The sequence below is a fragment of the Pseudomonas japonica genome, assembly GCF_900188455.1.
Taxonomy (GTDB): Bacteria; Pseudomonadota; Gammaproteobacteria; order Pseudomonadales; family Pseudomonadaceae; genus Aquipseudomonas; species Aquipseudomonas japonica.
In genome coordinates this window covers 126,208-150,237 of sequence record NZ_FZOL01000007.1, presented here as the reverse complement: position 1 = coordinate 150,237, position 24,030 = coordinate 126,208, and the positions used below count along the sequence as shown (strand labels likewise).

Here is a 24,030-nt window from a genome sequence, read left to right as displayed (position 1 = left end):
TGGAAGCCTGCATGTCAGACAGGAAGTAACCAGTGACCCGTTTCGATGAAGCTTTCGTTGTCGTGGAAACCGCCGAGCAGGCCGTCGACCGCCTCGCGGTCCTGCATGAAACCGCCACCGCGGCCCTGAGCCAGGCGCTCAAGCGCTACCTCAAGGACCGTACCGAGCCGGACGCCGACGAGCGTTCGCTGTTCCGCTATCCCGAACTGCGTCTGACCTACCACTGCCATGGCGAAGTGCCCGCGACCACCCGGGCCTACGCCAAGGTGCAGTTGCCGGGCACCTACAGCGTCACCGTGACCCACCCGGCGGCGTTTCGCGGTTACCTGCTGGATCAGCTGCGGCCGCTGATGAACGACTTCACCGTGCGCGTCGAAGTCGGTGTCAGCGACCAGAACATCCCTTATCCCTACGTGGTCGAGCAGGGTGATGAGCTGGCCGGTTCCGGCATCACCGCCGCGGCGCTGGCGCGGGTCTTCCCGAGCACCGACCTGTCCGCCGCCACCGACGGCATCGCCGACGGCCTGTACGATTGGGGCAATGCCGAAACCCTGCCGCTGGCGCTGTTCGACGCCGCGCGGGTGGACTTCTCGCTGCGGCGCCTGGTGCACTACACCGGCAGCGACTGGCGCCATGTGCAGCCGTGGATCCTGCTGACCAACTACCACCGCTACGTCGACCAGTTCATCAGCCACGGCCTGGAGCAACTGCGCGACGACCCGCGTTTCGTGCGCATGGTCCTGCCGGGCAACGTCATCATCGAGAAGGCGATGGACAACGGCGAGGCGCAGGCGCTGGTCGCCGGCGTGGTCTGGCACCGCTACCAGATGCCGGCCTACCACCTGATCGCCGCCGATGGCGATGGCATCACCCTGGTCAACATCGGCGTCGGTCCGTCCAATGCCAAGAACATCACCGACCACCTGGCGGTGCTGCGTCCGCACTGCTGGCTGATGATCGGCCACTGCGGCGGCCTGCGGCAGTCGCAGACCATCGGCGACTACGTGCTGGCCCACGCCTACATGCGCCGCGACGGCATTCTCGACCGCGTGGTGCCGCCGAACATCCCGATCCCGGCCCTGGCCGAGGTGCAGCTGGCGCTGCAGGAGGCCGCGGCGCAGGTCACCGGCGAGCGTGGCGACGAACTGAAGAAGCGCCTGCGCACCGGTACCGTGCTGACCTACGACGACCGCAACTGGGAGCTGCGCTGGGCCCAGGAGCGCCCGTTGATCAACCTGTCGCGGGCAGTGGCGGTGGACATGGAAAGCGGCACCATCGCCGCCCAGGGTTATCGCCTGCGGGTGCCCTACGGCACGCTGCTGTGCGTCTCGGACAAGCCGCTGCACAGCGAGATCAAGCTGCCGGGCGCGGCCAACGCGTTCTACAACCGCGCGGTCAGCCAGCACCTGAAGATCGGCATCGCCGCCCTCGACCTGTTGCGCACCGAACTGAACTCGCTGCACTCGCGTAAACTGCGCAGTTTCGACGAGCCGCCGTTCCGCTGAGGTTTCATGCCGTTACCCCCACGCTCCACGCCGCGCCGCCCCGCGGCGAAAACCGCCGGTCCGCGACGCCAGCCCAAGGCGCCGCCGGCCGAGCCGCGGTTGATCCTGTTCAACAAGCCCTTCGACGTCCTGACCCAGTTCAGTGATGGCGAGGGGCGGGCGACGCTCAAGGATTTCATCGCGGTGCCCGGGGTCTATCCCGCCGGGCGCCTCGACCGCGACAGCGAAGGCCTGCTGCTGCTGACCAACGACGGCCAGTTGCAGGCGCGCATCGCCGACCCGAAGCACAAGCTGCCGAAGACCTACTGGGTGCAGGTGGAAGGTGAGCCGAGCGCCGAGCAGATCCAGCGTCTGCGCGACGGTGTCGAGCTGAACGACGGCCCGACCCTGCCGGCCCAGGCCCGTCTGCTCGACGAGCCCGAACTGTGGCCGCGCAACCCGCCGGTGCGCTTTCGCAAGAGCGTGCCGACCCATTGGCTGGAACTGATCATCAAGGAAGGACGCAACCGCCAGGTGCGACGAATGACCGCGGCGGTGGGGCTGCCGACCCTGCGCCTGGTGCGGGTGAGGATCGGCGACTGGATACTGGACGGGCTCGAACCGGGGCAGTGGAAAGACGTTCCGGCGAGGCGCTGAGACCTACTTGTTCATCTCGATGTAGGTGATCACCACGCTCTTGACGATGAACGCGAAGATACCCAGGCCGAGCACGAAGAACAGGATGAAGGTGCCGAATTTACCGGCCTTGGACTTCTTCGCCAGGTCATAGACGATGAAGCCCATGAAGGCAATCAGGATGGAGACCAGGATGGTCATCATCCACTCTTCGAACAGCACAGGATCCATCGATTCTCTCCGGCAGTGTGAGGCGCCGGATTATACGCCTACCGCAGGTGAGTCAGGGGCAGCTCGGTGCTCGCCAACACTTGATTCAGGACAAAACTCGAGCGAACGCTTGTGACACCCTCGATCCGGGTCAGGTGGCCGAGCAGCAGTTTCTGGTAGTGGTCCATGTCCGGCACCACGACCTTGAGCTGGTAGTCGGCGTCCATCCCGGTGACCAGGCTGCACTCCAGTACCTGCGGCAGGTTGCGAATCGCCGCCTCGAAGGTCTCGAAACGCTCGGGGGTGTGCCGGTCCATGCCGATCAGCACATAGGCGGTCAGGCTCAGGCCAAGCTTCTTGCGGTCGAGCAGGGCTACCTGGCGGGAGATGAAGCCGTCGTCTTCCAGCTGTTTGACCCGCCGCGAGCAGGGCGACGGCGACAGCCCGATGCGCTCGGCCAGTTCCTGGTTGGAGATGCGCGCGTCGCGCTGCAATTCGGCGAGGATGCTCAGGTCATAGCGGTCCAGCTTGCTCATGGATCAGGCCTTTTCTGTATGAATTGCTGACAATTATTAATAATTGGAGAAATATTGCGCAAGTGGTGTTTTCTTCCGCAATCTTCGCAATCCGCTGCCATCACGGTTTCCCTATCATTGTTTCCAGAATCACTGCCCGGACACATGTCCACGGCGACCGACCCAAGCAGGACGGTCGCGGCCAGCAATCCCACAGGGTTGTGCTTGGCCCCCGGGCTGCACGCGGTCCACAAGACAGGCGTGAGGTGAGCCGGCGTCACGAGCGTCGAGCCAGGACAAGTTTCTCGAAGGGCGACCCCATGGGGTCGCCCTTTTTTATGTCCGAGATTTCACCTGCTGGCGCCAATCCTGCCTGCTAGAGTGCGCGGAGAATCTTCCTACGTTGATAGAGGAACAGCATGAAACTGCGTATCTGGCCCCTGGCAGCCATCGGTCTGCTGTGCCTGAGCCTGAACGTCCATGCCGAAGGCGAGCACGACCCTCGCGGCGAGCATCAGGGGCGCGGTGAAGGCGAGCAGCGGCCTTCCGGTTCGCCCTTGCAATCCAAGCCGGGCGAGGTGTGGCAGACCCAGCAACCGCGCCAGGGCTATTACCAGGACATCCCGCGACGCAACGACGGCAATCCGCACTGGCAGACCGGTCCGCGTGGCGAGCAGCCGAACTGGGCGGGCCGCCCGAGTGGTCATGGCAATGGCTGGGGCCCGGGGCCGCAGTATCGGCCGGGGCATGCCATCGATCGTTTCCCGGATCGCTACTGGAAAGTGCCGTATCGCGGGCGGGATTATTTCTACTCCGGTGGTTACTGGTATCGCCCGCATGGCTCGGGGTACGTGGTGGTGACGCCGCCTTACGGTGTGCGGGTGAATTACCTGCCGGACTATGCGCGGGAAATGTGGATTGGTGGCGCGCTGTTCTTCCTGGTGGCGGATACCTATTACCAGTACCAGCAGGACAGCCGCGAATACGTGGTGGTCAATCCGCCGCAGGTGCAGCAGCCGATGCCGGTGCAGAGCGGCTATGACGTGATCGCCTATCCGATGCAGGGGCAGCCGCCGCAGCAGGTCGAGCAGGATCGCTACCAGTGCCATCGCTGGGCGGTGGAGCAGAGTGGTTTCGATCCGGCCTATGCCAACCAGGCGCCACCGGCGCAGGTGGCGGATACCTATCGGCGGGCGCTGGGGGCGTGCATGGCGGGGCGGGGGTATAGCGTCAACTGATGTAACGGGCCTAGCACTGTCCCGTCGTAGGAGCGTGGCTTGCCCGCGAAGGCCTGCAAAGCAGGCCCAATCCGAGCGTCACCGGTTTGGGACCGCGTTGCGGTCCTTTCGCGGGCAAGCCACGCTCCTACGAGGCCAGTCCGCAGATTGTGTCAACGATCAGACCGGATCCGCATGCACCAGCACCTCGGCCCGCGGATACTCCCGGCTGATCGCCGCCGCCGCTTCGTCGCACAAGGCATGGGCCCGGGTCAGCGGCAACGATCCCGGCAATTCCAGGTGTACCTGGACGAACCAGCGGCTCCCCGACACTCGCGTGCGCAGGTCATGCGCTCCCGCCACCCCCGGCACCGCGCAGGCCAGCGCCAGCATCCGTTCGCTGACATCCGCCGGCAGTTCCTCGTCCATCAGCGTGGCGAAGCTTTCCCGGGCGATGCTCAGCGCGCTCCAGAGGATGTACAGGGCAATCCCCAGCCCGAAGAACGCATCCAGTTGCGGCCAGCCGAACGCCGCCAGTAGCAGCGCCACCAGGATGCTGCCGTTGAGCAGCAGGTCGGAACGGTAGTGCAGCGAGTCGGCGCGCACCGCGGTGGACCCGGTGATGCGGATCACCCGGCCCTGCAGCATCAGCAGGGCCACGGTCAGCAGCAGCGACAACAACATCACCGCCACACCAAGTCCGGTATTGCCCAGCGGCTGCGGATCCTGCAGGCGCTCGAAGGCCTGGAACCCGATCAGCACCGCACTCACCGCGATGAACAAGGCCTGGGCCATCCCTGCCAGCGCCTCGGCCTTGCCGTGTCCATAACGATGATCTTCGTCCGCGGGGCGCAGCGCATAACGCACCGCCAGCAGGTTGAGCAGCGACGCCGCGCCATCCAGCAGCGAGTCGGTCAGGCCGGCCAGCAGGCTCACCGAGCCACTCAGCCACCAGGCGATCGCCTTGCTGACGATGAGGATGCAGGCCACCGCCAGCGAGGCACTGGTGGCCAGGCGCAGCAGGCGCGCGTGTTCGCGGGAGGTGGTCATGTCAGGCGGCGGGGACCAGGCCGTAGGCCGCCAGTTGCTCGACGCTGCCCTTGTGCTGGATCAGGCGTGGGTCGTTGAGCGGCAGGCGCTGGCCCAGCTCGCTTTCGAGGATGGCCTGCAGACGGCTGTTGTCCACCTTGCCGTCGGCGCCGATGGCGTGCTGGAGCTTTTCCGGGGCGACCTGCGCGGTCGTCCCGCCCGGCAGGTAGATGGCACCGGTGGCGAAGTCGATGCCGAAGGCGATCAGCCCGGGAATCACGTAGAAGAGGATGCCGACCGCGTCGAGGGCGACGATCACCGGGTCGATCTTGCCTTCGATCTGACCGCGACGGTCAGGGTAGAACAGGGTGCCGCAGGCCGTGAGCTGGGTCAGCAGACTCGCGATCAGGAGACCGCCAGTGACACGGGAGGGAATACGCATTGAAAGTCTCCGCAGGGAAAGCCGCAACGATACCGGCAAAACGCCGGCTTCAGGGCATAAGACCATGATAGGGCAGGCCGGGTTCGCCGTTATACTCGCCCGACTGTTTGAGGGCTACCATGATTTCCTTACCGATCGATGTCGTACTGCCGGCACTGCGCGAAGCCTTGGGCCAGCGTCACGAAGCCGTGCTCGAAGCGCCGCCCGGCGCCGGCAAGACCACCCGCGTGCCGCTGGCGCTGCTGAACGAACCCTGGCTGGCGGGACAGACGATCCTCATGCTCGAACCCCGCCGCCTGGCCGCCCGCGCCGCCGCCGAGCGCCTGGCCAGCGAGCTGGGCGAGAAGGTCGGGGAAACCGTGGGCTATCGCATCCGCCTGGACAGCAAGGTCGGTCCGAAAACCCGTATCGAAGTGGTCACCGAAGGTATCCTCACCCGCCGCCTGCAGGACGACCCGGCGCTGGACGGTGTCGGCCTGCTGATCTTCGACGAATTCCACGAACGCAGCCTCGACGCCGACCTCGCCCTGGCCCTGAGCCTGAACGGCCGCGAGCTGCTGCGCGACGAGCCGCCGCTGAAGATCCTGCTGATGTCCGCGACCCTCGAAGGCGAGCGTCTGTCCGCGCTGCTCGACGACGCCCCGGTGATCAGCAGCGAAGGACGCATGTACCCGGTGCGGATGTGCTGGGGTCGGCCGTTCCAGCCCGGCGAGTTCATCGAGCCACGGGTCACCGACACCGTGCTGCAGGCGCTGGACGACGAGAGCGGCAGCCTGCTGGTGTTCCTCCCGGGTCAGGCGGAGATCCGCCGGGTCCACCAGTCGTTGCAGGACGCCCTGGGCGAGCGCGCCGATATCCTGCTCTGTCCGCTGCACGGCGAACTGGACCTGTCCGCCCAGCGCGCCGCCATCGAACCGGCGCCGGCGGGCACGCGCAAGGTGGTGCTGGCGACCAATCTCGCCGAGACCAGCCTGACCATCGACGGCGTGCGCGTGGTGGTGGATGCCGGTCTGGCGCGGGTGCCGCGATTCGACCCGGGCAGCGGCATGACCCGTCTGGACACCCAGCGCATCTCCCGCGCCAGCGCCACCCAGCGTGCCGGTCGTGCCGGACGTCTGGAACCGGGGGTGTGCTATCGGCTGTGGTCGGAAGCCCAGCACGAGCAACTGGCCGCCTACGGCACGGCGGAAATCATTCACGCCGATCTTGCCGGCCTGGCCCTGCAACTGAACCGCTGGGGTGTGACGCCCGGGCAATTGCGCTGGCTCGATGCTCCGCCAGCCGCTGCCTACAGCCAGGCACAGGATCTGCTGCGCAGGCTCGGCGCGCTGAATGACGAGCGTCTGACCGCGCACGGGCAGGCCATGGCCGAACTGCCGGCTCACCCGCGCATCGCCCATCTGTTGCTGCGCGGTCAGGACCTCGGCCTGAGCGCCATGGCCTGCGATGTCGCCGCCTTGCTGGGCGAGCGCGACATTCTGCGTGGCGCCGGCGCCGACCTGCACAGCCGCCTGAGCCTGCTCAGCGGCGAGACCCGCGCCGCGCGCGGCAGCCAGGGTGGCGTCCAGCGGGCCAGGCAACTGGCCCGGCAATACCGCGGCTTCCTGCGCGACAAACCCGGCGCGGCGGTGAGCGATCCGCAGCACCCGCGCTGGCTCGGCGCGCTGCTGGCGCTGGCCTATCCGGACCGGGTCGCCCAGCAGCGTCGGGCCGGTGGCGCGGAGTATCGCCTGGCCAATGGCCGCGCCGCGCAGTTCGGCGAAGTCGATGCGCTGATGAAGCAGGCGTGGCTGGTGGTGGCCGATCTTGGCAGCCGCCAGGGCCAGCGCGAGGAGCGCATCTACCTGGCGGCGGAACTCGACCCGACGCTGTTCGACGAGGTGCTGGCTGAGCAGGTCAGCGTGGTCGAGCAACTGGAATGGGACGAGAAGGAAAACGTCCTGCGCGCCGAACGCCAGCGCAAGGTCGGTGAGTTGATTCTCGCGCGCGAGCCGCTGACCGGCCTCGACGACGAGGCCCGCGCCCGCGCCTTGCTCGACCTGGTCCGGCGCAAGGGCCTGGCGCTGCTGCCATGGACCCCGGAGTTGCGCCAGTGGCAGGCGCGGGTGGCCTTGCTGCGTCAACTGGACCTGGCCAGCGGCGGCACCAGCGAGTGGCCGGACCTTGGCGACGATGCCCTGCTGGCGACCCTGGCGGACTGGCTGCAACCCTACCTGGGCAAGGTCACCCGGCTCAGTCATTTCGCCAATCTCGACCTCTCGTCGATCCTGCGCAACCTGCTGCCCTGGCCGCTGCCGCAGCGCCTCGACGAGTGGGCACCGGTCCATCTCAGCGTGCCCTCGGGGTCGAACATCCGCATCGACTACAGCGAGCACCCGCCGGTGCTGGCGGTGCGCCTGCAGGAACTCTTCGGCCTCGCCGACACCCCGCGTATCGCCCAGGGCCGCCAGCAGGTTCTGCTGCACCTGCTGTCGCCGGCGCGGCGGCCGGTGCAGGTGACCCAGGATCTGGCGAACTTCTGGAAATCCACCTACAGCGAGGTGAAGAAAGACCTGAAGGGGCGCTACCCGAAGCACTACTGGCCGGATGATCCACTGGTGGCGGAAGCCACCGCGCGGGCTAAGCCGCGCGGGACTTGAGAGGGATCAGCCGGCTTCGGAGAAGTCGGCGACCTTGACGTTGCGCCGGAAGCCGCCGGTGAGGACCAGCAGGTACAGCACGCCGACGCCGAACCAGCTCAGGCCGATGCTCAGGGTCAGGCTGGACAGGCTGGTCCACAGCCACAGGGTCAGGCCCAGCCCCACCAGTGGCACCACACCGTGCAGCAGCACATTGCGCTCTTGTCCCTTGCCCGGCAGGTGAGTGCGCAGCACTGCCATGTTCACCGCCGAGAAGGCCGCCAGCGCGCCGAAGCTGATCAGCGAGGCCAGGGTTCCCAGATCGATCACCAGGGCGATCAGCGACACCAGGGAGACCAGCAGGGTGGCGTTGATCGGCGTGCCGAAGCGCGGCGACAGGCTGCCGAAGACGCGCTGCGGCAGCAACTTGTCGCGGCCCATGCTGTAGATGATCCGCGATACCGCCGCCTGCGAGGCCAGGGCCGAGCCCAGGCTGCCGGCGACGAAGGTCGCGGTGAAGAAGTTGGCGAGGAACTGGCCGCCGATCTTCAGCATCACTTCGTTGGCGGCGGTGTCGGTGTTCTCGAAATGGCTGCCCGGGATCACCAGCTGGCTGAGGTAGGCCAGCAGGGTGAACAGCGCGCCGGCGGCCAGGGTGGTGAGCATGATCGCCCGCGGTACGTTGCGGCGTGCATCGCGGGTTTCCTCGGCCAGGGTCGAGACCGCGTCGAAGCCGAGGAACGACAGGCACAGCACCGCCGCCCCCGCCATCAGCGGATCGAAGCCTGGCTTGCTGCCATCGCCGAGCAGCGGCGACAGCCAGTCCACCGGGCCGTTGCTCAGCGAGTTGCAGGACAGCGCGACGAATACCCCGATGAAGACCACCTGGGCGCCGACGATCAGGTTGCTGGCCTTGGCCACCGAGCGGATGCCCATGACGTTGAGCAGGGTCACCAGGGCGATGGAGCCGATGACGAAGACCCAGGTCGGCACGGCGGGGAAGGCGATGTTGAGGAACAGGCCGATCAGCAGGTAGTTGATCATCGGCAGGAACAGGTAATCCAGCAGCAGCGACCAGCCGGCGAGGAAGCCCACGTTCGAGCCGAAGGCGATATTGGTGTAGGAGTACGCCGAGCCCGCCACCGGAAAGCGCTTGACCATGATGCTGTAGGACGCCGCGGTGAAAAGCATGGCCGCCAGGGTCACCAGGTAGGCGCCGGCGGTGCGGCCACCGGTGGTTTCGGTGACGATGCCGTAGGTGGTGAAGATGGTCAGCGGGACCATGTAGACCAGGCCGAAGAAGACCAGGGCCGGAAGGCCGAGCACGCGACGAAGCTGTTCGTCGCCACCGGCCGGAGTCGTGTGGTGGTTACTGCTCATGGATGTCCCTTTGTATTTTTTATAGGGTCGCACGCAATCGAATCGCGCATGGGTGAGGTGGCGATACCTGCCGGTCAATCCGTGTTTGCGGCCTAGGCTAGCAGCCGGGGGCGGGCGTGGTTAGCGAATTGATGTTGCATCGCCGCAAGGTGGGATTGCCGGGTTGCATCGTCGGCTGCCCGGTGCTTGCGGGTGGTCCTTGAGGGCCTTCAGGACTCCGGCGGCGTCGGCAGCAGTAGCCGCGCCAGCACCGGCAGGTGATCGGAGATCGCCAGGGTGTCCTGCTGCACGACCCCCGCGGCGACCCGCCTCAGCTTCGGACTGTGGAACAGGTAGTCGAGGGTCCGGTCCGGAGCGTCCAGGCGCGGGTCATTGGGGAAATGGGTCAGCCACTGTTGACGATACGCGCCGGTGGCTTCGGCGTTGGCCGGGATCATCGGGTACTTGTCCCAGAGCCGGTGCAGTTCGCTGTCGGGCGCATAGAAGCGGCGCTGCTCGGGTTTGAGGCGGCGGTACTGGCCGAGCGGCAACTGATTGAAATCACCACCGGCGATCCACGGCGTGCCCTGCCGTTCGAAGCGGTCCAGCAAGGTCTCCAGTTCGCGCACCTGGCGCGGCTGCACATCGTTGCCCGGCAGGTGCCGAGCCAACTGCGTATTGAGCACCGCCAGTTGCCCGCCTTCGCGCAGCGGCAGGTAGCTGACCAGCACGGCCTGCTGCGGTTCGAGCAGGCGGCTGAGGACATTGTCGGACGCGCGCGGCAACTGCACCCGCTGGGCCTGCTGGATCGGGTAGCGGCTGAGGGTGGCCAGGGTACGACCGACGCTGCCGGCGATGTGCCGGTCGGGAACGAATTCGGCTTTCCAGTCCCAGGCCTGCACGGCGCAGGGATAGAGGTCGGCGAGACGCTCGCGGAGCAGGGCGAGCTGGTCCTGGTAGTCGCTGGCCTTGGCGCCCTTGTCCAGCTCCTGGAGCAGGACGATATCCGCCTGTTCGGCACGGATCACCCGCGCCACTTCATCGAGGTTGAAGGCCAGGTCTTCTTCGGTGGGGCGGGTGTCCTCGCCGGCGGCCTCGTCGTACCAGAACACGTAGCGCTTGCCGGCCAGGTACTGCAGGTTCCAGGTCATCACCTTCAACTGCTGGCCTGGCACCAATGGCTTGGCCGGGCCCGTGCACGCCACCGGCACCTCCTCCAGCGGCTCGGGCCGCCAGCCCGCCTGCCAGGCCAGCAGCCAGAGCAGGACGGCGATCAGCAGAAGCAGCAGCAGGGCGTTGCGCAGTAGTCGGGTCATCGGGCTCGGACAGGTCGGGTTTGACGGTTGAGCATAGCCCCCGGATTCAGGAACGCGCCGGGGTGGACTCGCTGATCAGCATGTACAGGCGGAACAGCACCACGGTGCTGAACAGTTGCAGGAAGCTGTTGACCACATTGACCAGCAGTTCCAGGGCCGGGCTCACCTGCTCCGGCAGCAGGCCGAGGGTGATGCCGTTGAACAGCCACAGCGGTGTCATGACCCCGAGCATGCACATCAGGATCCGCCAGAAGTTGCCGTTGACCATCTGGAAGCTTTCGCGCATGGCGGCCATCGGCGCGCGACCTTGCAGCACCAGCAGGTACTCGGCGAACACCAGGTTGGTCATCACCCAGATGCCCGGCAGGATGAACAGCGAGATGCCGGCCATGATCAGCAGTGAACTGAGCATCACCAGCAGGGCGAACGATGGCCACAGTTGCACGGCGCGGGCCAGCAGGTTGCGCTTGAGCGGTTCGTGGCCGTCGGTGCGGGCGTCGAGGTAGAGGATCAGCGCCGCGCTGTACAGCGGATAGAACAGCAGGCCCACCAGCAGGCCGTAGCCCTGCGAAGCGTTGTCCTCCAGCTGGCTGTAGAGCAGTTGGGTGCACAGGGCTTCGAGGATCACCAGCGGCAGGCACAGGCCGGCGATGCTGACCAGATGGCGGCGGAAGAAGTACAGGGAGTCGCGTAGAACGGAGAGGGGATTCATGGGTCGATGTCGGTGTCCGGAGCAGGCGGTCACTTTAGCTCAGGGGTCGAACCTGAACAAAGTTTCATGCGCAGGGTGTATTGAAACGCGGATGCTTGTCCCTATGTTCACTGCAACCCGTACAGCAGAGAGGTCGCGTCATGAATCACGAAGAGCGGAACCTGATCGAGGGCCTGTTCGCCAGGCTGCGCCAGGCCGAGGCCGAAGGCACCCCGCGCGATGCCGAGGCCCAGGCGCATATCGCCGGCCTCGTGCAGCAGCATGCCGCCGCGCCTTACTACATGGCCCAGGCGATCCTGGTCCAGGAAGCGGCGCTCAAGCGCCTCGACGAACAGAACCGCCAGCTCCAGGCCGAACTGGCCGAAGCGAAGGCCAGGGCGGCGAATCCCGCACCAGCACAGCAGGGCGGTGGTGGTTTCCTGTCGAGCATCTTCGGTTCCAGTGCCCGTCCGGCGCCGAGCCAGCCAGCGGCGGTCGCGCCACCTTCGTCCTCGGGCGGCTGGCGTGATGGCCCGGGTAGCGGTGGCGGTGTGGCGCCGCAATCCAACTGGGGCGCGCCACCGCCGCAAGCCCAGGCTGCCCCTGCGCGCGGCGGGGCCAGCAGCTTCCTCGGCGGTGCCTTGCAGACCGCTGCCGGTGTGGCGGGTGGGGTGATGCTGGCGCAGGGCATCAGCAGCCTGTTCCATCACAACGCGCAGCCCGAGGAAGTCGTCGAGGTGATCAAGGAAGAGCCGGCGCCGGCCAGCGATCAGGGCGGGGGCTGGAACGATGACAGCCAGCGCTATGTGGCCGATGACAGCAGCTACAACGACGACAGCGGCGGTTTCTTCTCGGACGATGATTACGTCTGACGTCCTCTCCCCGTAGGAGCGCGGCTTGCCCGCGAAAGGACCGCACAGCGGTCCCTAAACCTGACAACCCAATTTGGCTGTCGCTCAGCGGCATCTGGATCGGGACCACTTCGCGGTCCTTTCGCGGGCAAGCCTCGCTCCTACGGGGAGGTCGCCAGCCGATCACACGGGGAGGGCGCCGTCGATCACACCAAGCAGCAGCGCCTCCACACTGGCATACTGGGCGCCTTTATCGGCCCAGGCCCAGCGAGAAGGAGGTTGTGATGAAGAAAATCGCGCTGTTCGTCGACGTCCAGAACCTCTACTACACCGTGCGCCAGGCTTATGGCTGCCATTTCAACTACGCCGCCTTCTGGGCCGAGGTCAGCCGTGACGGCGAGATCGTCGAGGCCTTCGCCTACGCCATCGACCGGGGCGACAGCAAGCAGCAGCAATTCCAGCAGATCCTGCGCAACCTCGGTTTCACCGTGAAGCTCAAGCCCTATATCCAGCGCAGCGACGGCTCGGCCAAGGGCGACTGGGACGTGGGCATCACCCTCGATGTGGTGGATGCCGCCGCCCGGGTCGACCAGGTGGTCCTGGCCTCCGGCGACGGCGATTTCGACCTGCTGCTGGAGCGGGTCATCCAGCGCCACGGTGTCGAGGCCGTGGCCTACGGCGTGCCGGGGCTCACCGCCAACTCGCTGATCCGCGCCGCCAGTCGCTACGTGCCCGTCGAAGGCGCGCTTTTGCTCAAGCATTGAGGTTTTTTCTTGGAACGTATCGCCGTCATCGACTTCGAAACCACCGGTATCACCCCCGGCGCCGGTTGCCGTGCCACCGAGGTGGCGGTGGTGATGCTGGAGCAGGGGCGCATCGTCGAGCGCTACCAGAGCCTGATGAACGCCGGCGTGCCGGTGCCGGCCTTCGTCGCCGGACTCACCGGCATCACCACGGCGATGCTGCGCAGCGCACCGCCGGTGGAGCGGGTGATGAACGAAGTGGCCGAGTTCGTCGGCGACACTCCGTTGCTGGCGCACAACGCCGCCTTCGACCAGAAGTTCTGGGACTACGAACTAGGCCGTATCGGTCGCAGCCGCGGCCAGTCTTTCGCCTGTTCGCTGCTGCTGTCGCGGCGCCTGCTGCCGGCGGCGCCGAACCACAAGCTCGGCACCCTGACCCGCTGGGCCGGGCTGCCCGACACCGGCACCGCGCACCGGGCCATGGCCGACGCGGAAATGGCCGCCAACCTGCTGCAGCACCTGGTCGGCGAGTTGCGCCAGACCCACGGAGTGCAGCAACTCGACCACGCCTTCCTGTGCAAGCTGCAGAAGGTCCCCGCCGCCAAGGTCCGCGAGGCCTTGCTCAAGCACCGTTAGCTTTCTTCTCCAGTTGCCCCAGCGGCACGCGCCGCTCCACCGCGCTGGAGAGAATGATCGAGGTCTTGCTGAAACCGAACTGCGCCACGCGGTTGATCAGCTCTTCCAGCTCCGGCATCGACCCCACCGCCGCCTGCATGATCACGCAGGGATCACCGGTGACCCGGTGGCATTCGGTGAGCTGGGGAATCTGCGTCAGCGCTTCGTAGGCCTGCTGGTTGCCGTGGCTGGCCAGGCGCAGCTCGATCACGCACTGGATCGGCAGGCCGATCTTGCTCATGTCGACCTTGGCCTGATAACCGGTGATCACCCCGCTGGCTTCCAGCTTCGCCACCCGTTCCGCCACCGCCGGGGCCGACAGATTGACGGTGCGCGCCAGTTGGGCGAAGGAGGCGCGGCCGTTTTCCAGAAGGGCGGCGAGGAGCATGCGATCATACTTGTCCATGGGGGTCTCGTTAAAACAAAGGGAAAGGTCTGAAAGATCCGTTCTTTCGAAAGTCCAGGGGCTGGATAAGCATATTTTGAAACTTAATTTTACCCGCGTGGCTTTTTAAACTAACGCCACAACTACTCAAATTCGAGCCCCCCATGTCTGCCTCCCGTCGTTTTCCCTGGTTATTGATCGGTGCCTTCCTTGCCTTGTACCTGGTCTGGGGCTCCACCTACCTGGCCATTCGCATCGGGGTCGAGTCCTGGCCGCCAATGCTCATGGCCGGGGTGCGCTTCGTGGTCGCCGGTGCGCTGTTGTATGGCTTCCTGCGCTGGCGCGGAGTGCCGGCCCCGACCTGGCAACAGTGGAAGGCGGCTGGGGTCATCGGCTTCCTGTTGCTCAGTTGCGGCAACGGCGGGGTGACGGTGGCCGAGCATGCCGGGGTCGCTTCCGGCGTGGCGGCGCTGGCGGTGGCCACGGTGCCGCTGTTCACCCTGTTGTTCGGCCTGCTCTGGGGCCAGCGCAACACCCGCCTGGAATGGGCCGGGATCTTCATGGGCCTGGCCGGCATCGCCTTGCTCAACCTCGGTTCGAACCTGCAGGCCAGCCCGCTGGGCGCGGCGCTGATCCTGTTCGCCGCGGCGTCCTGGGCGTTCGGTTCGGTGTGGAGCAAGAGCCTGCCGCTGCCCCAGGGGCCGATGGCCAGTGCCGCGGAAATGCTGGTGGGCGGCGTGGTGCTGCTGGCGAGCAGCTTCTTCAGTGGCGAGCGCCTGACCCAGATGCCCACCGCCGCGGGCTGGGGCGCGCTGGCGTATCTGGTGGTGTTCGGCTCGATCATCGCCTTCAGCGCCTACATGTACCTGCTCAAGCATGTGCGTCCGGCGGCGGCCACCAGCTACGCCTACGTCAACCCGGCGGTGGCGGTGCTGCTGGGGATTCTCTTCGCCGGCGAACAGATCGGCGCCGAGGAGTGCCTGGCGATGGCGGTGATCATCGGCGCGGTGGTGCTGATCGGGCTCCCGCAGTGGCGCAGGGTCCCGCAGGCGGCGGCGGTCGAAGGCGAGATGTCCGGCACTCGGTGATCGTCGGCGAACAGGGTAAACTCCGCGCCATTGCACGATTTCCCCTGACGGTATTGCCATGACATTCGCCAAACTCGGCCTGATCGAACCGCTGCTGCGCGCCCTCGACGGCCTGAACTACAACACCCCGACGCCGGTCCAGGCCCAGGCGATTCCCGCCGTGCTGGCCGGCCGCGACCTGATGGCCGCGGCCCAGACCGGCACCGGCAAGACCGCCGGTTTCGCCCTGCCACTGTTGCAGCGCCTGACCCTGGAAGGCGCCCAGGTCGCCAGCAACTCGGTGCGCGCGCTGGTGCTGGTGCCGACCCGCGAGCTGGCCGAGCAGGTCCACGAGAATATCCGCGAATATGCCGAGCACCTGCCGCTGCGCACCTACGCGGTGTACGGCGGCGTCAGCATCAACCCGCAGATGATGAAGCTGCGCAAGGGCATCGACCTGCTGGTGGCGACTCCGGGTCGGCTGCTCGACCTGTTCCGCCAGAACGCGGTGAAGTTCAACCAGCTCCAGGCGCTGGTGCTGGACGAGGCCGACCGCATGCTCGATCTCGGCTTTGCCGAGGAACTGCGTTCGATCTACGCCGCGCTGCCGGTGAAACGCCAGACCCTGCTGTTCTCCGCCACCTTCTCCGACGAGATCCGCCTGATGGCCGGGCAGATGCTCAAGGAGCCGCTGAGCGTCGAAGTCAGTCCGCGCAATGTCACCGCCAGCACGGTGAAGCAGTGGATCGTCACGGTGGACAAGAAGCGCAAGACCGAGCTGTTCTGCCACCTGCTGCGCAAGCAGCGCTGGAGCCAGGTGCTGGTTTTCGCCAAGACCCGCAACGGTGTCGATCAACTGGTCGAACGCCTGCTGGGCATGGGCATCAACGCCGACGGCATTCATGGCGATCGTCCGCAGGCCACCCGCCAGCGCGCGCTGGACAGCTTCAAGGCGCGGGAAGTGCAGATTCTCGTGGCCACCGACGTGGCGGCACGCGGACTGGACATCGACGACCTGCCGCTGGTGGTCAACTTCGACCTGCCGATCGTTGCCGAGGACTACGTGCACCGCATTGGCCGTACCGGTCGGGCGGGGAATACCGGCGAGGCGCTGTCGCTGGTCTGCGCCGATGAAGTGCAGTTGCTCTCGGCGATCGAGACCCTGACCCGCAAGACCTTGCCGCGGCATGACGAGCCGGGCTTCGAGCCGGATCACCGGGTGCCGGTGACCGATGCCAGCGGGCAGATCCTGAAAAAGCCGAAGAAACCGAAGAAGCCGAAGCAGAGTGGGGCCAAGGGCAGCCTCGGGCGCTGGACCGACAGCGGTGATGCGCCGGTGGCGGCCAAGGCGGTGCGCAAGGTGCCGGCTTTCAATACCGGGCCCAAGAAGCGCAAGCCCTGATAACACCGGGCTCGCCTGACCCTTGTAGGAGCTGGCTTGTCGTGTGACGAACCACTGCGAAGGACCGCGAAGCGGTCCCGGTTCCTGATCTACAGCCAGGCCAATGGCTTTTTCCCAGCTACAAATTGGGAACCGGGACCGCTGCGCGGTCCTTCGCAGTGGTTCGTCACACGACAAGCCAGCTCCTACAATGGACGGGGCTCGGCAAGCCAGTTTAGAACCCCCAACCCCGCCTGCCTGCCACTGGCAAAGCAAGCCGTCAGCAGATACCCCCCGGTCGGTGCTTCCCAGTCGAGCATCTCCCCGGCGCAGAACACGCCCGGTACCGGTTTCAGCATCAACCCCGAGTCCAGCGCTTCGAACCTCACACCGCCCGCCGTACTGATCGCCTCATCCAGCGGCCGCGGCCGTACCAGTTCGATGGGCAAGGCCTTGATCGCCGCCGCCAGCTTCAGTGGATCAGCGAACACCTCCGGCCCGGTCAGCTCGCGCAACAGCGAAGCCTTCACCCCATCCAGCCCCAACTGCCCCTGCAGATGCCTGGCCATCGACCGCGACCCGCGCGGTTTCGCCAGCGCCGCGGCAATCTTGTCCACAGGCTTGTTCGGCAGCAGATCCAGCAACAGCGTGGCGCGGCCTTCGCGGTTGATGGTTTCGCGAATCTGCGCCGACCAGGCGTACACCAGGCTGCCTTCCACCCCGGTCTCGGTCAGGACGAACTCGCCCGGCCGTGGTTCGTGGCCCGGCAGGCTCAGGGCAATGTTCTTCAAGGGTGCCCCGGCGAACTTCTGCTTGAGCAGATCGCTCCACGCCGTCACTTCGAAACCGCTGTTGGCCGCCTGCAGCGGGGCGATATCCACAGCCCGCTCGGCCAGCCATGGCAGCCAGGCTGCATCGGAACCCAGGCGGGCCCAACTGCCGCCACCCAAGGCGAGGATCACGGCATCGGCGCGGACCACCAGTTCGCCCTGTGGATAACCGATTCGCAAGCTGCCATCCGTGTTCCAGCCCAGCCAGCGATGCCGGGTGTGGATAACCACCCCGGCGTCGCGCAGGCGCTTGAGCCAGGCACGCAGCAGCGGCGCGGCTTTCATGTCCGTCGGAAACACCCGCCCCGAGGTGCCGACGAAGGTACTTATCCCCAGGCCGTGAATCCATTCGCGCAGGGTCTCGGCGTCGAAGTCTTCGAGCAGCGCGGCGATCTCGTCGGCGCGCTCGGCATAGCGGGAAACGAAGGCGGGCTTGGGTTCGGAATGGGTGATGTTCATGCCGCCGACCCCGGCCAGGAGGAACTTGCGCCCCACCGAGGGCATGGCGTCGTACAGATCGACCCGCACCCCGGCCAGGCTGAGGACTTCGGCCGCCATCAGGCCGGCGGGACCGCCTCCGATAATGGCGACGTGGGCGGGGAGGGTAGCGCGGGAATCGGTCATGGCGGCGGCAGGCTGGGGATAAGTGAGCCGGCCATTCTACCCGAGGCGCGCCGGGCAAGGCACTGTACAAAAAATGTTCAGTTGCCGCGCAGCCCCGGTTTCACGGGGGCAAAACGGCTTTCCCGCAGGTTATCCACAAGCGGTTCCACAGTCATTGTGGGTAATCCAGCACCTGTTGCGCGCAGTGATGGAGGATACCGTGGCGCCGCGCCAGGGCTTCGCGGTCCTTGCTGTAGCCGCCCCCGATCACTCCGACCACCGGGATATCGCGCCCCAGGCAATGGCGCAGCACGCAGGTATCGCGGGAGGCGACGCCTTCGTCGGTGAGCTGCAGGTAGCCGAGGGCGTCGTCCTTGTGCACATCGACGCCGGCGTCGTACAGCACCAGGTCGGGCTGGTACAGCGGCAGCAGGTAGTTCAGGGCATCGTCCACCACCTTCAGGTACTCGGCGTCGCCCATGCCGCGGTGCAGCGGGATGTCCCAGTCGCTGCGGGCCTTGCGCGCGGGGAAATTCTGTTCGCAGTGCAGCGACACGGTGATGGCTTGCGGAGTGTCTTCGAGGATCCGCGCGGTGCCGTCGCCCTGGTGCACGTCGCAATCGAAGATCAGCACCCGGTGCACCCGTCCGGCCTCCAGCAGGTAGCGGCTGATCACCGCGAGGTCGTTGAAGATGCAGAAGCCCGCCGGGTGGTCGTAATGGGCATGGTGGGTGCCGCCCGCCAGGTGGCAGGCGATGCCGTGTTGCAGGGCCAGCTCAGCCGTGAGCAGCGAGCCGCCCACGGCGCGCACGGTGCGTCGGGCCAGGGCTTCACTCCAGGGCAGGCCAAGGCGGCGCTGGTCCTCGCGGGACAGGTCGCCGTTCATGTAGCGCTCGATATAGGCGCGGTCGTGGGCCAGGGCGAGGATGTCGTTGGGGCAGATCTCCGGGCGCAGCAGCGCGGCGTCGGTGGTCAGTCCGCTGGCGATCAAGTGATCGTGGAGCAGGCGGAACTTGTCCATCGGAAAGCGGTGTTCGGGTGGAAACTCCGGGCTGTAGTCGTCGTGATAAACAAGAGGCAGGCGCATGGCGGGTCCGGCGGTGGGCACCGGGCGATCTTGCCAGTAGCGCGGCGGGCAGCGCCAGCATTGCCTGCCTACGCTGTAGACTGCGAGACCGAGGATTCTGGAGCTTTCGATGACGCCGATACTGGAACTGGAAAGTGCGCGCCTGGTCATGCGCCAGTGGCAGGACGACGACCTCAAGGAGTTCGCCGCGTTGTGTGCCGACCCGCAGGTGATGCGCTATTTCCCGGCGCCGCTGAGCCGCCTGGAAAGCGCCGCGCTGATCGGGCGCATCCGCGGTCATTTCGCCGAATACGGCTTTGGCCTGTGGGCCCTGGAACGCAAGGACACCGGGGCCTTCATCGGCATGACCGGCCTGCTCAACGTGGGTTTCGACGCCGCCTTCACCCCGGCGGTGGAGATCGGCTGGCGCCTGGCCCGGCGTCACTGGGGCCTGGGTTTCGCCAGCGAGGCGGCCTGGACCAGCCTGCGCTGCGGGTTCGCCCAGCTCGGCCTGCAGGAGGTGGTGTCGTTCACCACCCGCGACAACCTGGCCTCGCAGAAGGTCATGCAGGCCATCGGCATGCAGGCCGACCCCGCCGGCGATTTCGAGCACCCGAAACTCGAACCCGGTCATCCACTGCGCCCGCATGTGCTGTACCGGATCGACCGCGCCCAGTGGCAGGCGACCCTGCGCGGCTGAATCAGCGAACATACGGGCCAGCAATGACAGATCCTGTATCATTTGCCGCCTGGGCCCTGCTTTGGAGAATCTCGAATGAGCCATGTGTTGGACGATCTGGTCGATCTGTTGAGTCTGGAAGCGATCGAGGAAAACCTCTTCCGCGGCCGTAGTCAGGACCTTGGCTTTCGCCAGCTCTACGGTGGCCAGGTGCTTGGCCAGTCGTTGTCGGCGGCCAGCCAGACGGTCGAGGAGGATCGGCACGTGCACTCCCTGCATGGCTACTTCCTGCGTCCCGGCGATGCGAGCATGCCGGTGGTCTATTCGGTCGATCGCGTGCGTGATGGCGGCAGCTTCAGCACCCGTCGGGTGACCGCGATCCAGAAGGGCAACCCGATCTTCACCTGCAGCGCTTCGTTCCAGTACGACGAAGAAGGCTTCGAGCATCAGGGCCAGATGCCCGATGTGGTCGGTCCGGAAAACCTGCCCACGGAAGTGGAGGTGGCCCAGGCCATGGCCGACCGCCTGCCCGAGTCGATCCGCGACAAGCTGCTCTGCGCCAAGCCGATCGAGGTGCGTCCGGTCACCGAGAAAGACCCGTTCAATCCCAAGCCGGGCGATCCGGTGAAGTACGCCTGGTTCCGCGCCGACGGCACCCTGCCGGACCCCCAGGCCCTGCACAAGTACATGCTGGCCTACGCCTCGGACTTCGGCCTGCTGACCACCTCGCTGATACCTCATGGCAAGTCGGTCTGGCACTCGGACATGCAGATCGCCAGCCTCGACCATGCCCTGTGGTTCCACGGCAACCTGCGCGCGGACGAGTGGCTGCTGTATGCCATGGACAGTCCGTGGGCCGGCAACGGTCGCGGTTTCACCCGGGGCAGCATCTTCGATCGCTCGGGCAAACTGGTGGCGTCGTCCTGTCAGGAAGGGCTGATCCGTCATCGCAAGGATTGGGCATGAGCCTCGCGCGGATTCGCCACTGGGTGTTCGACATGGACGGCACCCTGACCGTGGCCGTGCACGACTTCGCCGCGATCCGCGTGGCGCTGAACATTCCGCCCGAGGACGACATCCTCACCCACCTTGCCGCTTTGCCGGCGGAGGAGGCACAGGCCAAGCACGCCTGGTTGCTGGAGCACGAACGCGACCTGGCGATCGCCTCGCAGCCGGCGGTCGGCGCGGTGGAGCTGGTACGCGGTCTGGCCGAGCGGGGTTGTCGGCTGGGCATCCTGACCCGCAATGCCCGCGAGTTGGCCCATGTCACCCTGGAAGCCATCGGCCTGGCCGACTGCTTCCCGGTGGACAGCATCCTTGGCCGCGACGAAGCGCCGCCTAAGCCGCATCCGGGCGGGTTGCTGAAGCTGGCCGAAACCTGGGCGGTGTCGCCGGCGGAGATGGTCATGGTGGGGGACTACCGCTTCGACCTCGATTGCGGTCGCGCGGCGGGGACGCGCACGGTGCTGGTGAATCTGCCGGACAACCCGTGGCCGGAGCTGACCGACTGGCATGCCGCGGATTGCCGGGCGTTGCGGGCGCTGCTCGGGTAGGCGCCTTGCGGCCGCTGCGCGGCCGTTCGCAGGCAAGCCAGCTCCTACAGGTGGCTGGGCCGCCGCCCTCATGGGATCGGCGGATTCGCGCAGGCGGCTATGTCCCTCGTGGGAGCGCGGCTCGTCGGGGCGCCGAACCGCCGCGAAAGGACCGCATAGCGGTCCCCGTAGTACCCCTCAGAAATCCCAGCGCGTGGTGAGCATCAGATTGCGCGGCTCGCCGTACCAGGTCGTATCGAAGTTCCCCAGCCCGCTCAGGTAGCGTTTGTCGAACACGTTGTTGGCGTTGAGCGTGAAGCTCAGGTGCTCGTCGTGCTGGTAGCGGGTCATCAGGTCGACCAGGGTGTATCCGCCTTGCTTGATGCGGCTGTAGTCGTTGCTCGCGGGGTTCCAGATATTGCCGTAGAACGCGCTTTGCCAGTTCAGCCCGCCACCGACGGTGACCCGCTCCAGCGCGCCGGGCAGGCGGTAGGTGCTGAACAGACGCAGCAGGTGCTCGGGTTTGCTGGTGCTCATCGGGAAGCCGAAGATGCGTTGCTCGTCGGCATCGCGCGTGCGCGCGTAGGTGTAGCCGGCACCGAGGTTCCAGCCGTCGAGCGGTTCGCCGGCGATCTCCAGCTCCACCCCCTTGGTGGTGGCGCCATCGATGGCTTTGTAGATGCCTTCGTTGGTCAGCGGATTGGTGCCGATGGACTGCGCGACGTTGTCCTGCTCGATGCGGAACAGCGCCAGGCTGGCATTCAGCCGGCCGCCGAGAAACGCCGCCTTGAGCCCGGTTTCGTAGCTCTTGCCTTCCACCGGATCGAGCGTCGAGCCCGCGCTGTCCTTGTAGGTCTGCGGCTGATAGATCGAGGTGTAGCTGGCGTACACCGACCAGATGTCGTCGAGGTCATAGACGATGCCGGCGTAGGGCGTGACCACGCCATGCTGCTCGTAGTCGGCCTGGCTGTCCGGGAAGCTCGGGCTGAGGCCGTCGTAGTTGTAGGTTTCGTCGTACTTGAAGGTGCTGACCCGGGTGCCGAGGATCAGCGACAGGTCGTCGACCGGCTTCAGCCGCGTCGCGATGTACGCGCCGTTCTGGCGTTTGTTCTGTTCGTACTTGCCGTTCTTCGGGAACACCGGCACGGCGATGTCTCCGCGCCAGTCGTAGATGCTCCCCGGGACCATGGCGAACAGGCTGGTGTCGTAGGTGTCGCCGGTCTGGCGCGAGGTCGTGCTGTTGAAGCCGAGCACCAGGTCATGCTCGCGCCCCAGCAGGCTGAACGGACCGGAAAGGCTCAGGTCGGCGTTGTTCTGGACCCGGTGTCCCTCCCAGCGGCCCCAGTAGAAGAACATGCCGTCGCCGGTTGCGCGGTCGGGGTTGCCGCCACTGGCGGAGGCCAGGCGCGTATCGTGGTCGGACTGCATCTGGTTGAGGCTGAGCTTGAGGCTCCAGTCGTTGGCCAGGGCCTGCTCCAGGCTGGCAAAAAAGGTGCGGCTCTGGAAGTCGCGTCGGCTCCAGTCGGCCCCGGGGTTGAACGAGCGCGAGAAGTCGGTGCGGGTACCGTCGCTGAAGTACACCGGATTGCCGGTCCAGGAAGTGCCGCGCGGCGTGGTCGTCTGCTGGTCGACGCCGACGGTGAGCAGGGTCTGCGGGCCGAGGTCGGCTTCGAGGATGCCGTACCAGACCTCCTTCTTCATCTGGTAATGGTCCTGGTAGCCATTGCCGTCCTGTTTCGCCCCGACGAAGCGCCCGCGCAGGCTGCCGCTCTGGTTCAGCGGGCCGGAGATATCGCCCTCGCCGCGGTAGTTGTCCCAGGAGCCGGCACTGCCGGTCAGCGACGCCTGGAACTGCCCGGTGGGCTTCTTGCGGATCAGGTTGACCGTGGCCGAGGGATCGCCGGAACCGGTCATCAGGCCGGTCGCGCCCTTGAGCACTTCGACGCGGTCGTAGATGGCCATGTCGACATGCGTCACGCCCTCGTTGTAGACCCCGTCGTAAACGCTGTTGACGCCGTCGTACTGATAGTTGGTGATGACCAGGCCGCGGCTGGAGAACTCGGTACGGTCGCTGTCGTAGGACTGCGCGGATACGCCGGGGGTGTTGCGCAGCACGTCGGCGATGCTCTGGGCGCCCTGGTCGTCCATCTGCTGGCGGGTGACCACGGTGATCGACTGCGGCGTCTCGCGAATCGTCAGCGGCAGCTTGGTCGCCGTGCGCGTCACGCCGCTGGTGTAGCTGCCGGAGTGTTCGGTGGTTTCGCCGAGGAACTGGCCGTCGATGCTGGTCGCGCCCAGCTCGACGCTGCCAGCGTTGGCGGCGGGGACCAGGACATAGCCGCCGTTGTCCCTGCGCTGCGCGCGCAACCCGCTGCCCGCGAGCAGGCGTGCCAGGCCTTCCTCGACGCTGTACGCACCTTGCAGTCCGCTGGATTGCCGGCCCTGGGTGTCACGCGCATCGAACGACAGGGTGATCCCGGCCCGGGTGGCGAACAGGCTGAGCACGGTGCCCAGCGGGCCGGCGGCGATCTGGAACTGCTGGCTCGCGCTCTGGGCCACGGCCTGGCCGGGCAGGACGCTGAGCAGCCCGGCGGCTACGGGCAGCCCGAACAGCGCCAGGTGGGCGGCACGCAGCAGAGAAGTGGAGGCTCGCGGACGGAACGGGGGCATGCGGTTTTCCTTGCAGGGACGGGACGGAAGG

The 24,030-nt window shown here is 66.5% G+C and carries 23 protein-coding genes; 12 read left to right on the top strand and 11 right to left on the bottom strand.

Annotation, left to right across the window (positions count from 1 at the left end; genetic code table 11):
* Window positions 1-32 precede the first annotated feature (32 nt).
* Complete coding sequence (amn, locus tag CHB99_RS11210; protein ID WP_042123770.1) at window positions 33-1,505, top strand: AMP nucleosidase; 1,473 nt, start codon at window positions 33-35, stop codon at window positions 1,503-1,505.
* Between the two features lie 6 nt (window positions 1,506-1,511).
* Entirely contained in the window at window positions 1,512-2,141 is a 630-nt protein-coding gene (locus CHB99_RS11205; RefSeq protein WP_042123772.1) for a pseudouridine synthase, read from the top strand.
* 3 nt (window positions 2,142-2,144) lie between these two features.
* On the opposite strand, the gene CHB99_RS11200 is transcribed toward CHB99_RS11205, so the two are convergent.
* Window positions 2,145-2,351 carry a DUF2788 domain-containing protein gene (locus CHB99_RS11200; protein ID WP_042123774.1) on the bottom strand — a complete coding sequence of 69 codons (207 nt, stop codon included), beginning with the start codon at window positions 2,349-2,351 and terminating at the stop codon, window positions 2,145-2,147.
* A 38-nt stretch (window positions 2,352-2,389) separates the two neighbouring features.
* Window positions 2,390-2,866 (bottom strand): Lrp/AsnC family transcriptional regulator, encoded by a 477-nt coding sequence (locus CHB99_RS11195; protein ID WP_009394930.1) that lies wholly within the window; start codon window positions 2,864-2,866, stop codon window positions 2,390-2,392.
* Window positions 2,867-3,264: 398 nt separating this feature from the next.
* Between CHB99_RS11195 and CHB99_RS11190 the strand changes: the two genes are divergently transcribed.
* A complete protein-coding gene (locus CHB99_RS11190) occupies window positions 3,265-4,083 on the top strand; it encodes a DUF6515 family protein (RefSeq protein WP_042123777.1) in 819 nt (272 codons plus the stop codon).
* Between the two features lie 159 nt (window positions 4,084-4,242).
* Here the strand turns inward: CHB99_RS11190 and CHB99_RS11185 are convergent, their stop codons facing one another.
* Together CHB99_RS11185 and CHB99_RS11180 are read right to left on the bottom strand one after the other, a co-directional pair.
* Window positions 4,243-5,112, bottom strand: coding sequence for a cation diffusion facilitator family transporter (locus CHB99_RS11185; protein ID WP_042123778.1), 870 nt, complete (start codon window positions 5,110-5,112; stop codon window positions 4,243-4,245).
* Window position 5,113: 1 nt separating this feature from the next.
* On the bottom strand, window positions 5,114-5,533 hold the full coding sequence (locus tag CHB99_RS11180; RefSeq protein ID WP_042123780.1) for a hypothetical protein: 420 nt from the start codon (window positions 5,531-5,533) through the stop codon (window positions 5,114-5,116).
* A 119-nt stretch (window positions 5,534-5,652) separates the two neighbouring features.
* Here CHB99_RS11180 and hrpB point away from each other — a divergent pair, with 119 nt between their 5' ends.
* Window positions 5,653-8,172 (top strand): ATP-dependent helicase HrpB, encoded by a 2,520-nt coding sequence (gene hrpB / locus CHB99_RS11175; protein ID WP_042123783.1) that lies wholly within the window; start codon window positions 5,653-5,655, stop codon window positions 8,170-8,172.
* 6 nt (window positions 8,173-8,178) lie between these two features.
* Here hrpB and CHB99_RS11170 read toward each other — a convergent pair whose 3' ends face one another.
* From CHB99_RS11170 to CHB99_RS11160, 3 genes are all read right to left on the bottom strand, one after another.
* Window positions 8,179-9,531 (bottom strand): APC family permease, encoded by a 1,353-nt coding sequence (locus CHB99_RS11170; protein WP_042123785.1) that lies wholly within the window; start codon window positions 9,529-9,531, stop codon window positions 8,179-8,181.
* Between the two features lie 209 nt (window positions 9,532-9,740).
* On the bottom strand, window positions 9,741-10,826 hold the full coding sequence (locus CHB99_RS11165) for an endonuclease/exonuclease/phosphatase family protein (RefSeq protein WP_042123787.1): 1,086 nt from the start codon (window positions 10,824-10,826) through the stop codon (window positions 9,741-9,743).
* 46 nt (window positions 10,827-10,872) lie between these two features.
* Window positions 10,873-11,538, bottom strand: coding sequence for a YciC family protein (locus CHB99_RS11160; RefSeq protein ID WP_042123789.1), 666 nt, complete (start codon window positions 11,536-11,538; stop codon window positions 10,873-10,875).
* 140 nt (window positions 11,539-11,678) lie between these two features.
* On the opposite strand from CHB99_RS11160, the gene CHB99_RS11155 reads away from it, so the two are divergent.
* From CHB99_RS11155 to CHB99_RS11145, 3 genes are all read left to right on the top strand, one after another.
* A complete protein-coding gene (locus CHB99_RS11155) occupies window positions 11,679-12,389 on the top strand; it encodes a DUF2076 domain-containing protein (protein ID WP_042123791.1) in 711 nt (236 codons plus the stop codon).
* Between the two features lie 263 nt (window positions 12,390-12,652).
* Window positions 12,653-13,132 (top strand): LabA-like NYN domain-containing protein, encoded by a 480-nt coding sequence (locus CHB99_RS11150; protein ID WP_042123793.1) that lies wholly within the window; start codon window positions 12,653-12,655, stop codon window positions 13,130-13,132.
* A gap of 9 nt (window positions 13,133-13,141) precedes the next feature.
* Entirely contained in the window at window positions 13,142-13,747 is a 606-nt protein-coding gene (locus tag CHB99_RS11145) for a 3'-5' exonuclease (RefSeq protein ID WP_042123795.1), read from the top strand.
* On the opposite strand, the gene CHB99_RS11140 is transcribed toward CHB99_RS11145, so the two are convergent.
* Window positions 13,734-14,192: an Lrp/AsnC family transcriptional regulator gene (locus CHB99_RS11140; protein ID WP_042123797.1), complete on the bottom strand. Its 459-nt coding sequence runs from the start codon at window positions 14,190-14,192 to the stop codon at window positions 13,734-13,736. The two genes, CHB99_RS11145 and CHB99_RS11140, sit on opposite strands and share 14 nt — an antisense overlap.
* Window positions 14,193-14,335: 143 nt before the next feature.
* Here CHB99_RS11140 and yedA point away from each other — a divergent pair, with 143 nt between their 5' ends.
* Window positions 14,336-15,259, top strand: coding sequence for a drug/metabolite exporter YedA (yedA, locus tag CHB99_RS11135; RefSeq protein WP_042123798.1), 924 nt, complete (start codon window positions 14,336-14,338; stop codon window positions 15,257-15,259).
* Window positions 15,260-15,317: 58 nt separating this feature from the next.
* Window positions 15,318-16,640 (top strand): RNA helicase RhlE1, encoded by a 1,323-nt coding sequence (rhlE1, locus tag CHB99_RS11130; protein ID WP_042123800.1) that lies wholly within the window; start codon window positions 15,318-15,320, stop codon window positions 16,638-16,640.
* Between the two features lie 185 nt (window positions 16,641-16,825).
* On the opposite strand, the gene CHB99_RS11125 is transcribed toward rhlE1, so the two are convergent.
* A complete protein-coding gene (locus CHB99_RS11125; RefSeq protein ID WP_042123820.1) occupies window positions 16,826-18,073 on the bottom strand; it encodes a TIGR03862 family flavoprotein in 1,248 nt (415 codons plus the stop codon).
* A 151-nt stretch (window positions 18,074-18,224) separates the two neighbouring features.
* The gene (locus tag CHB99_RS11120; RefSeq protein ID WP_042123822.1) at window positions 18,225-19,139 is read right to left on the bottom strand and encodes a histone deacetylase family protein; all 915 of its coding nucleotides are present in this window, start codon (window positions 19,137-19,139) and stop codon (window positions 18,225-18,227) included.
* Between the two features lie 109 nt (window positions 19,140-19,248).
* On the opposite strand from CHB99_RS11120, the gene CHB99_RS11115 reads away from it, so the two are divergent.
* The 3 genes from CHB99_RS11115 to CHB99_RS11105 all read left to right on the top strand — a co-directional run bounded on the left by CHB99_RS11115 (window position 19,249) and on the right by CHB99_RS11105 (window position 21,350).
* Window positions 19,249-19,818 (top strand): GNAT family N-acetyltransferase, encoded by a 570-nt coding sequence (locus tag CHB99_RS11115; RefSeq protein WP_042123825.1) that lies wholly within the window; start codon window positions 19,249-19,251, stop codon window positions 19,816-19,818.
* Between the two features lie 75 nt (window positions 19,819-19,893).
* Complete coding sequence (tesB, locus tag CHB99_RS11110; RefSeq protein WP_042123827.1) at window positions 19,894-20,763, top strand: acyl-CoA thioesterase II; 870 nt, start codon at window positions 19,894-19,896, stop codon at window positions 20,761-20,763.
* Window positions 20,760-21,350: an HAD family hydrolase gene (locus tag CHB99_RS11105; protein WP_042123829.1), complete on the top strand. Its 591-nt coding sequence runs from the start codon at window positions 20,760-20,762 to the stop codon at window positions 21,348-21,350. Before tesB ends, CHB99_RS11105 begins: the two co-directional genes overlap by 4 nt.
* Window positions 21,351-21,527: 177 nt before the next feature.
* Here CHB99_RS11105 and CHB99_RS11100 read toward each other — a convergent pair whose 3' ends face one another.
* Window positions 21,528-23,999, bottom strand: a complete 2,472-nt coding sequence (locus CHB99_RS11100; protein ID WP_052419412.1) for a TonB-dependent siderophore receptor — start codon at window positions 23,997-23,999, stop codon at window positions 21,528-21,530.
* Between the last annotated feature and the right edge of the window lie 31 nt (window positions 24,000-24,030).

What these genes read in the sequence shown, in the direction of transcription:
- CHB99_RS11205 (WP_042123772.1), top strand. Translation starts at nt 1,512, where the DNA reads ATGCCGTTACCCCCACGCTCCACGCCGCGCCGCCCCGCGGCGAAAACC.
- CHB99_RS11200 (WP_042123774.1), bottom strand. Translation starts at nt 2,351, where the DNA reads ATGGATCCTGTGCTGTTCGAAGAGTGGATGATGACCATCCTGGTCTCC.
- CHB99_RS11195 (WP_009394930.1), bottom strand. Translation starts at nt 2,866, where the DNA reads ATGAGCAAGCTGGACCGCTATGACCTGAGCATCCTCGCCGAATTGCAG.
- CHB99_RS11190 (WP_042123777.1), top strand. Translation starts at nt 3,265, where the DNA reads ATGAAACTGCGTATCTGGCCCCTGGCAGCCATCGGTCTGCTGTGCCTG.
- CHB99_RS11185 (WP_042123778.1), bottom strand. Translation starts at nt 5,112, where the DNA reads ATGACCACCTCCCGCGAACACGCGCGCCTGCTGCGCCTGGCCACCAGT.
- CHB99_RS11180 (WP_042123780.1), bottom strand. Translation starts at nt 5,533, where the DNA reads ATGCGTATTCCCTCCCGTGTCACTGGCGGTCTCCTGATCGCGAGTCTG.
- hrpB (WP_042123783.1), top strand. Translation starts at nt 5,653, where the DNA reads ATGATTTCCTTACCGATCGATGTCGTACTGCCGGCACTGCGCGAAGCC.
- CHB99_RS11170 (WP_042123785.1), bottom strand. Translation starts at nt 9,531, where the DNA reads ATGAGCAGTAACCACCACACGACTCCGGCCGGTGGCGACGAACAGCTT.
- CHB99_RS11165 (WP_042123787.1), bottom strand. Translation starts at nt 10,826, where the DNA reads ATGACCCGACTACTGCGCAACGCCCTGCTGCTGCTTCTGCTGATCGCC.
- CHB99_RS11160 (WP_042123789.1), bottom strand. Translation starts at nt 11,538, where the DNA reads ATGAATCCCCTCTCCGTTCTACGCGACTCCCTGTACTTCTTCCGCCGC.
- CHB99_RS11155 (WP_042123791.1), top strand. Translation starts at nt 11,679, where the DNA reads ATGAATCACGAAGAGCGGAACCTGATCGAGGGCCTGTTCGCCAGGCTG.
- CHB99_RS11150 (WP_042123793.1), top strand. Translation starts at nt 12,653, where the DNA reads ATGAAGAAAATCGCGCTGTTCGTCGACGTCCAGAACCTCTACTACACC.
- CHB99_RS11140 (WP_042123797.1), bottom strand. Translation starts at nt 14,192, where the DNA reads ATGGACAAGTATGATCGCATGCTCCTCGCCGCCCTTCTGGAAAACGGC.
- yedA (WP_042123798.1), top strand. Translation starts at nt 14,336, where the DNA reads ATGTCTGCCTCCCGTCGTTTTCCCTGGTTATTGATCGGTGCCTTCCTT.
- rhlE1 (WP_042123800.1), top strand. Translation starts at nt 15,318, where the DNA reads ATGACATTCGCCAAACTCGGCCTGATCGAACCGCTGCTGCGCGCCCTC.
- CHB99_RS11125 (WP_042123820.1), bottom strand. Translation starts at nt 18,073, where the DNA reads ATGACCGATTCCCGCGCTACCCTCCCCGCCCACGTCGCCATTATCGGA.
- CHB99_RS11120 (WP_042123822.1), bottom strand. Translation starts at nt 19,139, where the DNA reads ATGCGCCTGCCTCTTGTTTATCACGACGACTACAGCCCGGAGTTTCCA.
- CHB99_RS11115 (WP_042123825.1), top strand. Translation starts at nt 19,249, where the DNA reads ATGACGCCGATACTGGAACTGGAAAGTGCGCGCCTGGTCATGCGCCAG.
- tesB (WP_042123827.1), top strand. Translation starts at nt 19,894, where the DNA reads ATGAGCCATGTGTTGGACGATCTGGTCGATCTGTTGAGTCTGGAAGCG.
- CHB99_RS11105 (WP_042123829.1), top strand. Translation starts at nt 20,760, where the DNA reads ATGAGCCTCGCGCGGATTCGCCACTGGGTGTTCGACATGGACGGCACC.
- CHB99_RS11100 (WP_052419412.1), bottom strand. Translation starts at nt 23,999, where the DNA reads ATGCCCCCGTTCCGTCCGCGAGCCTCCACTTCTCTGCTGCGTGCCGCC.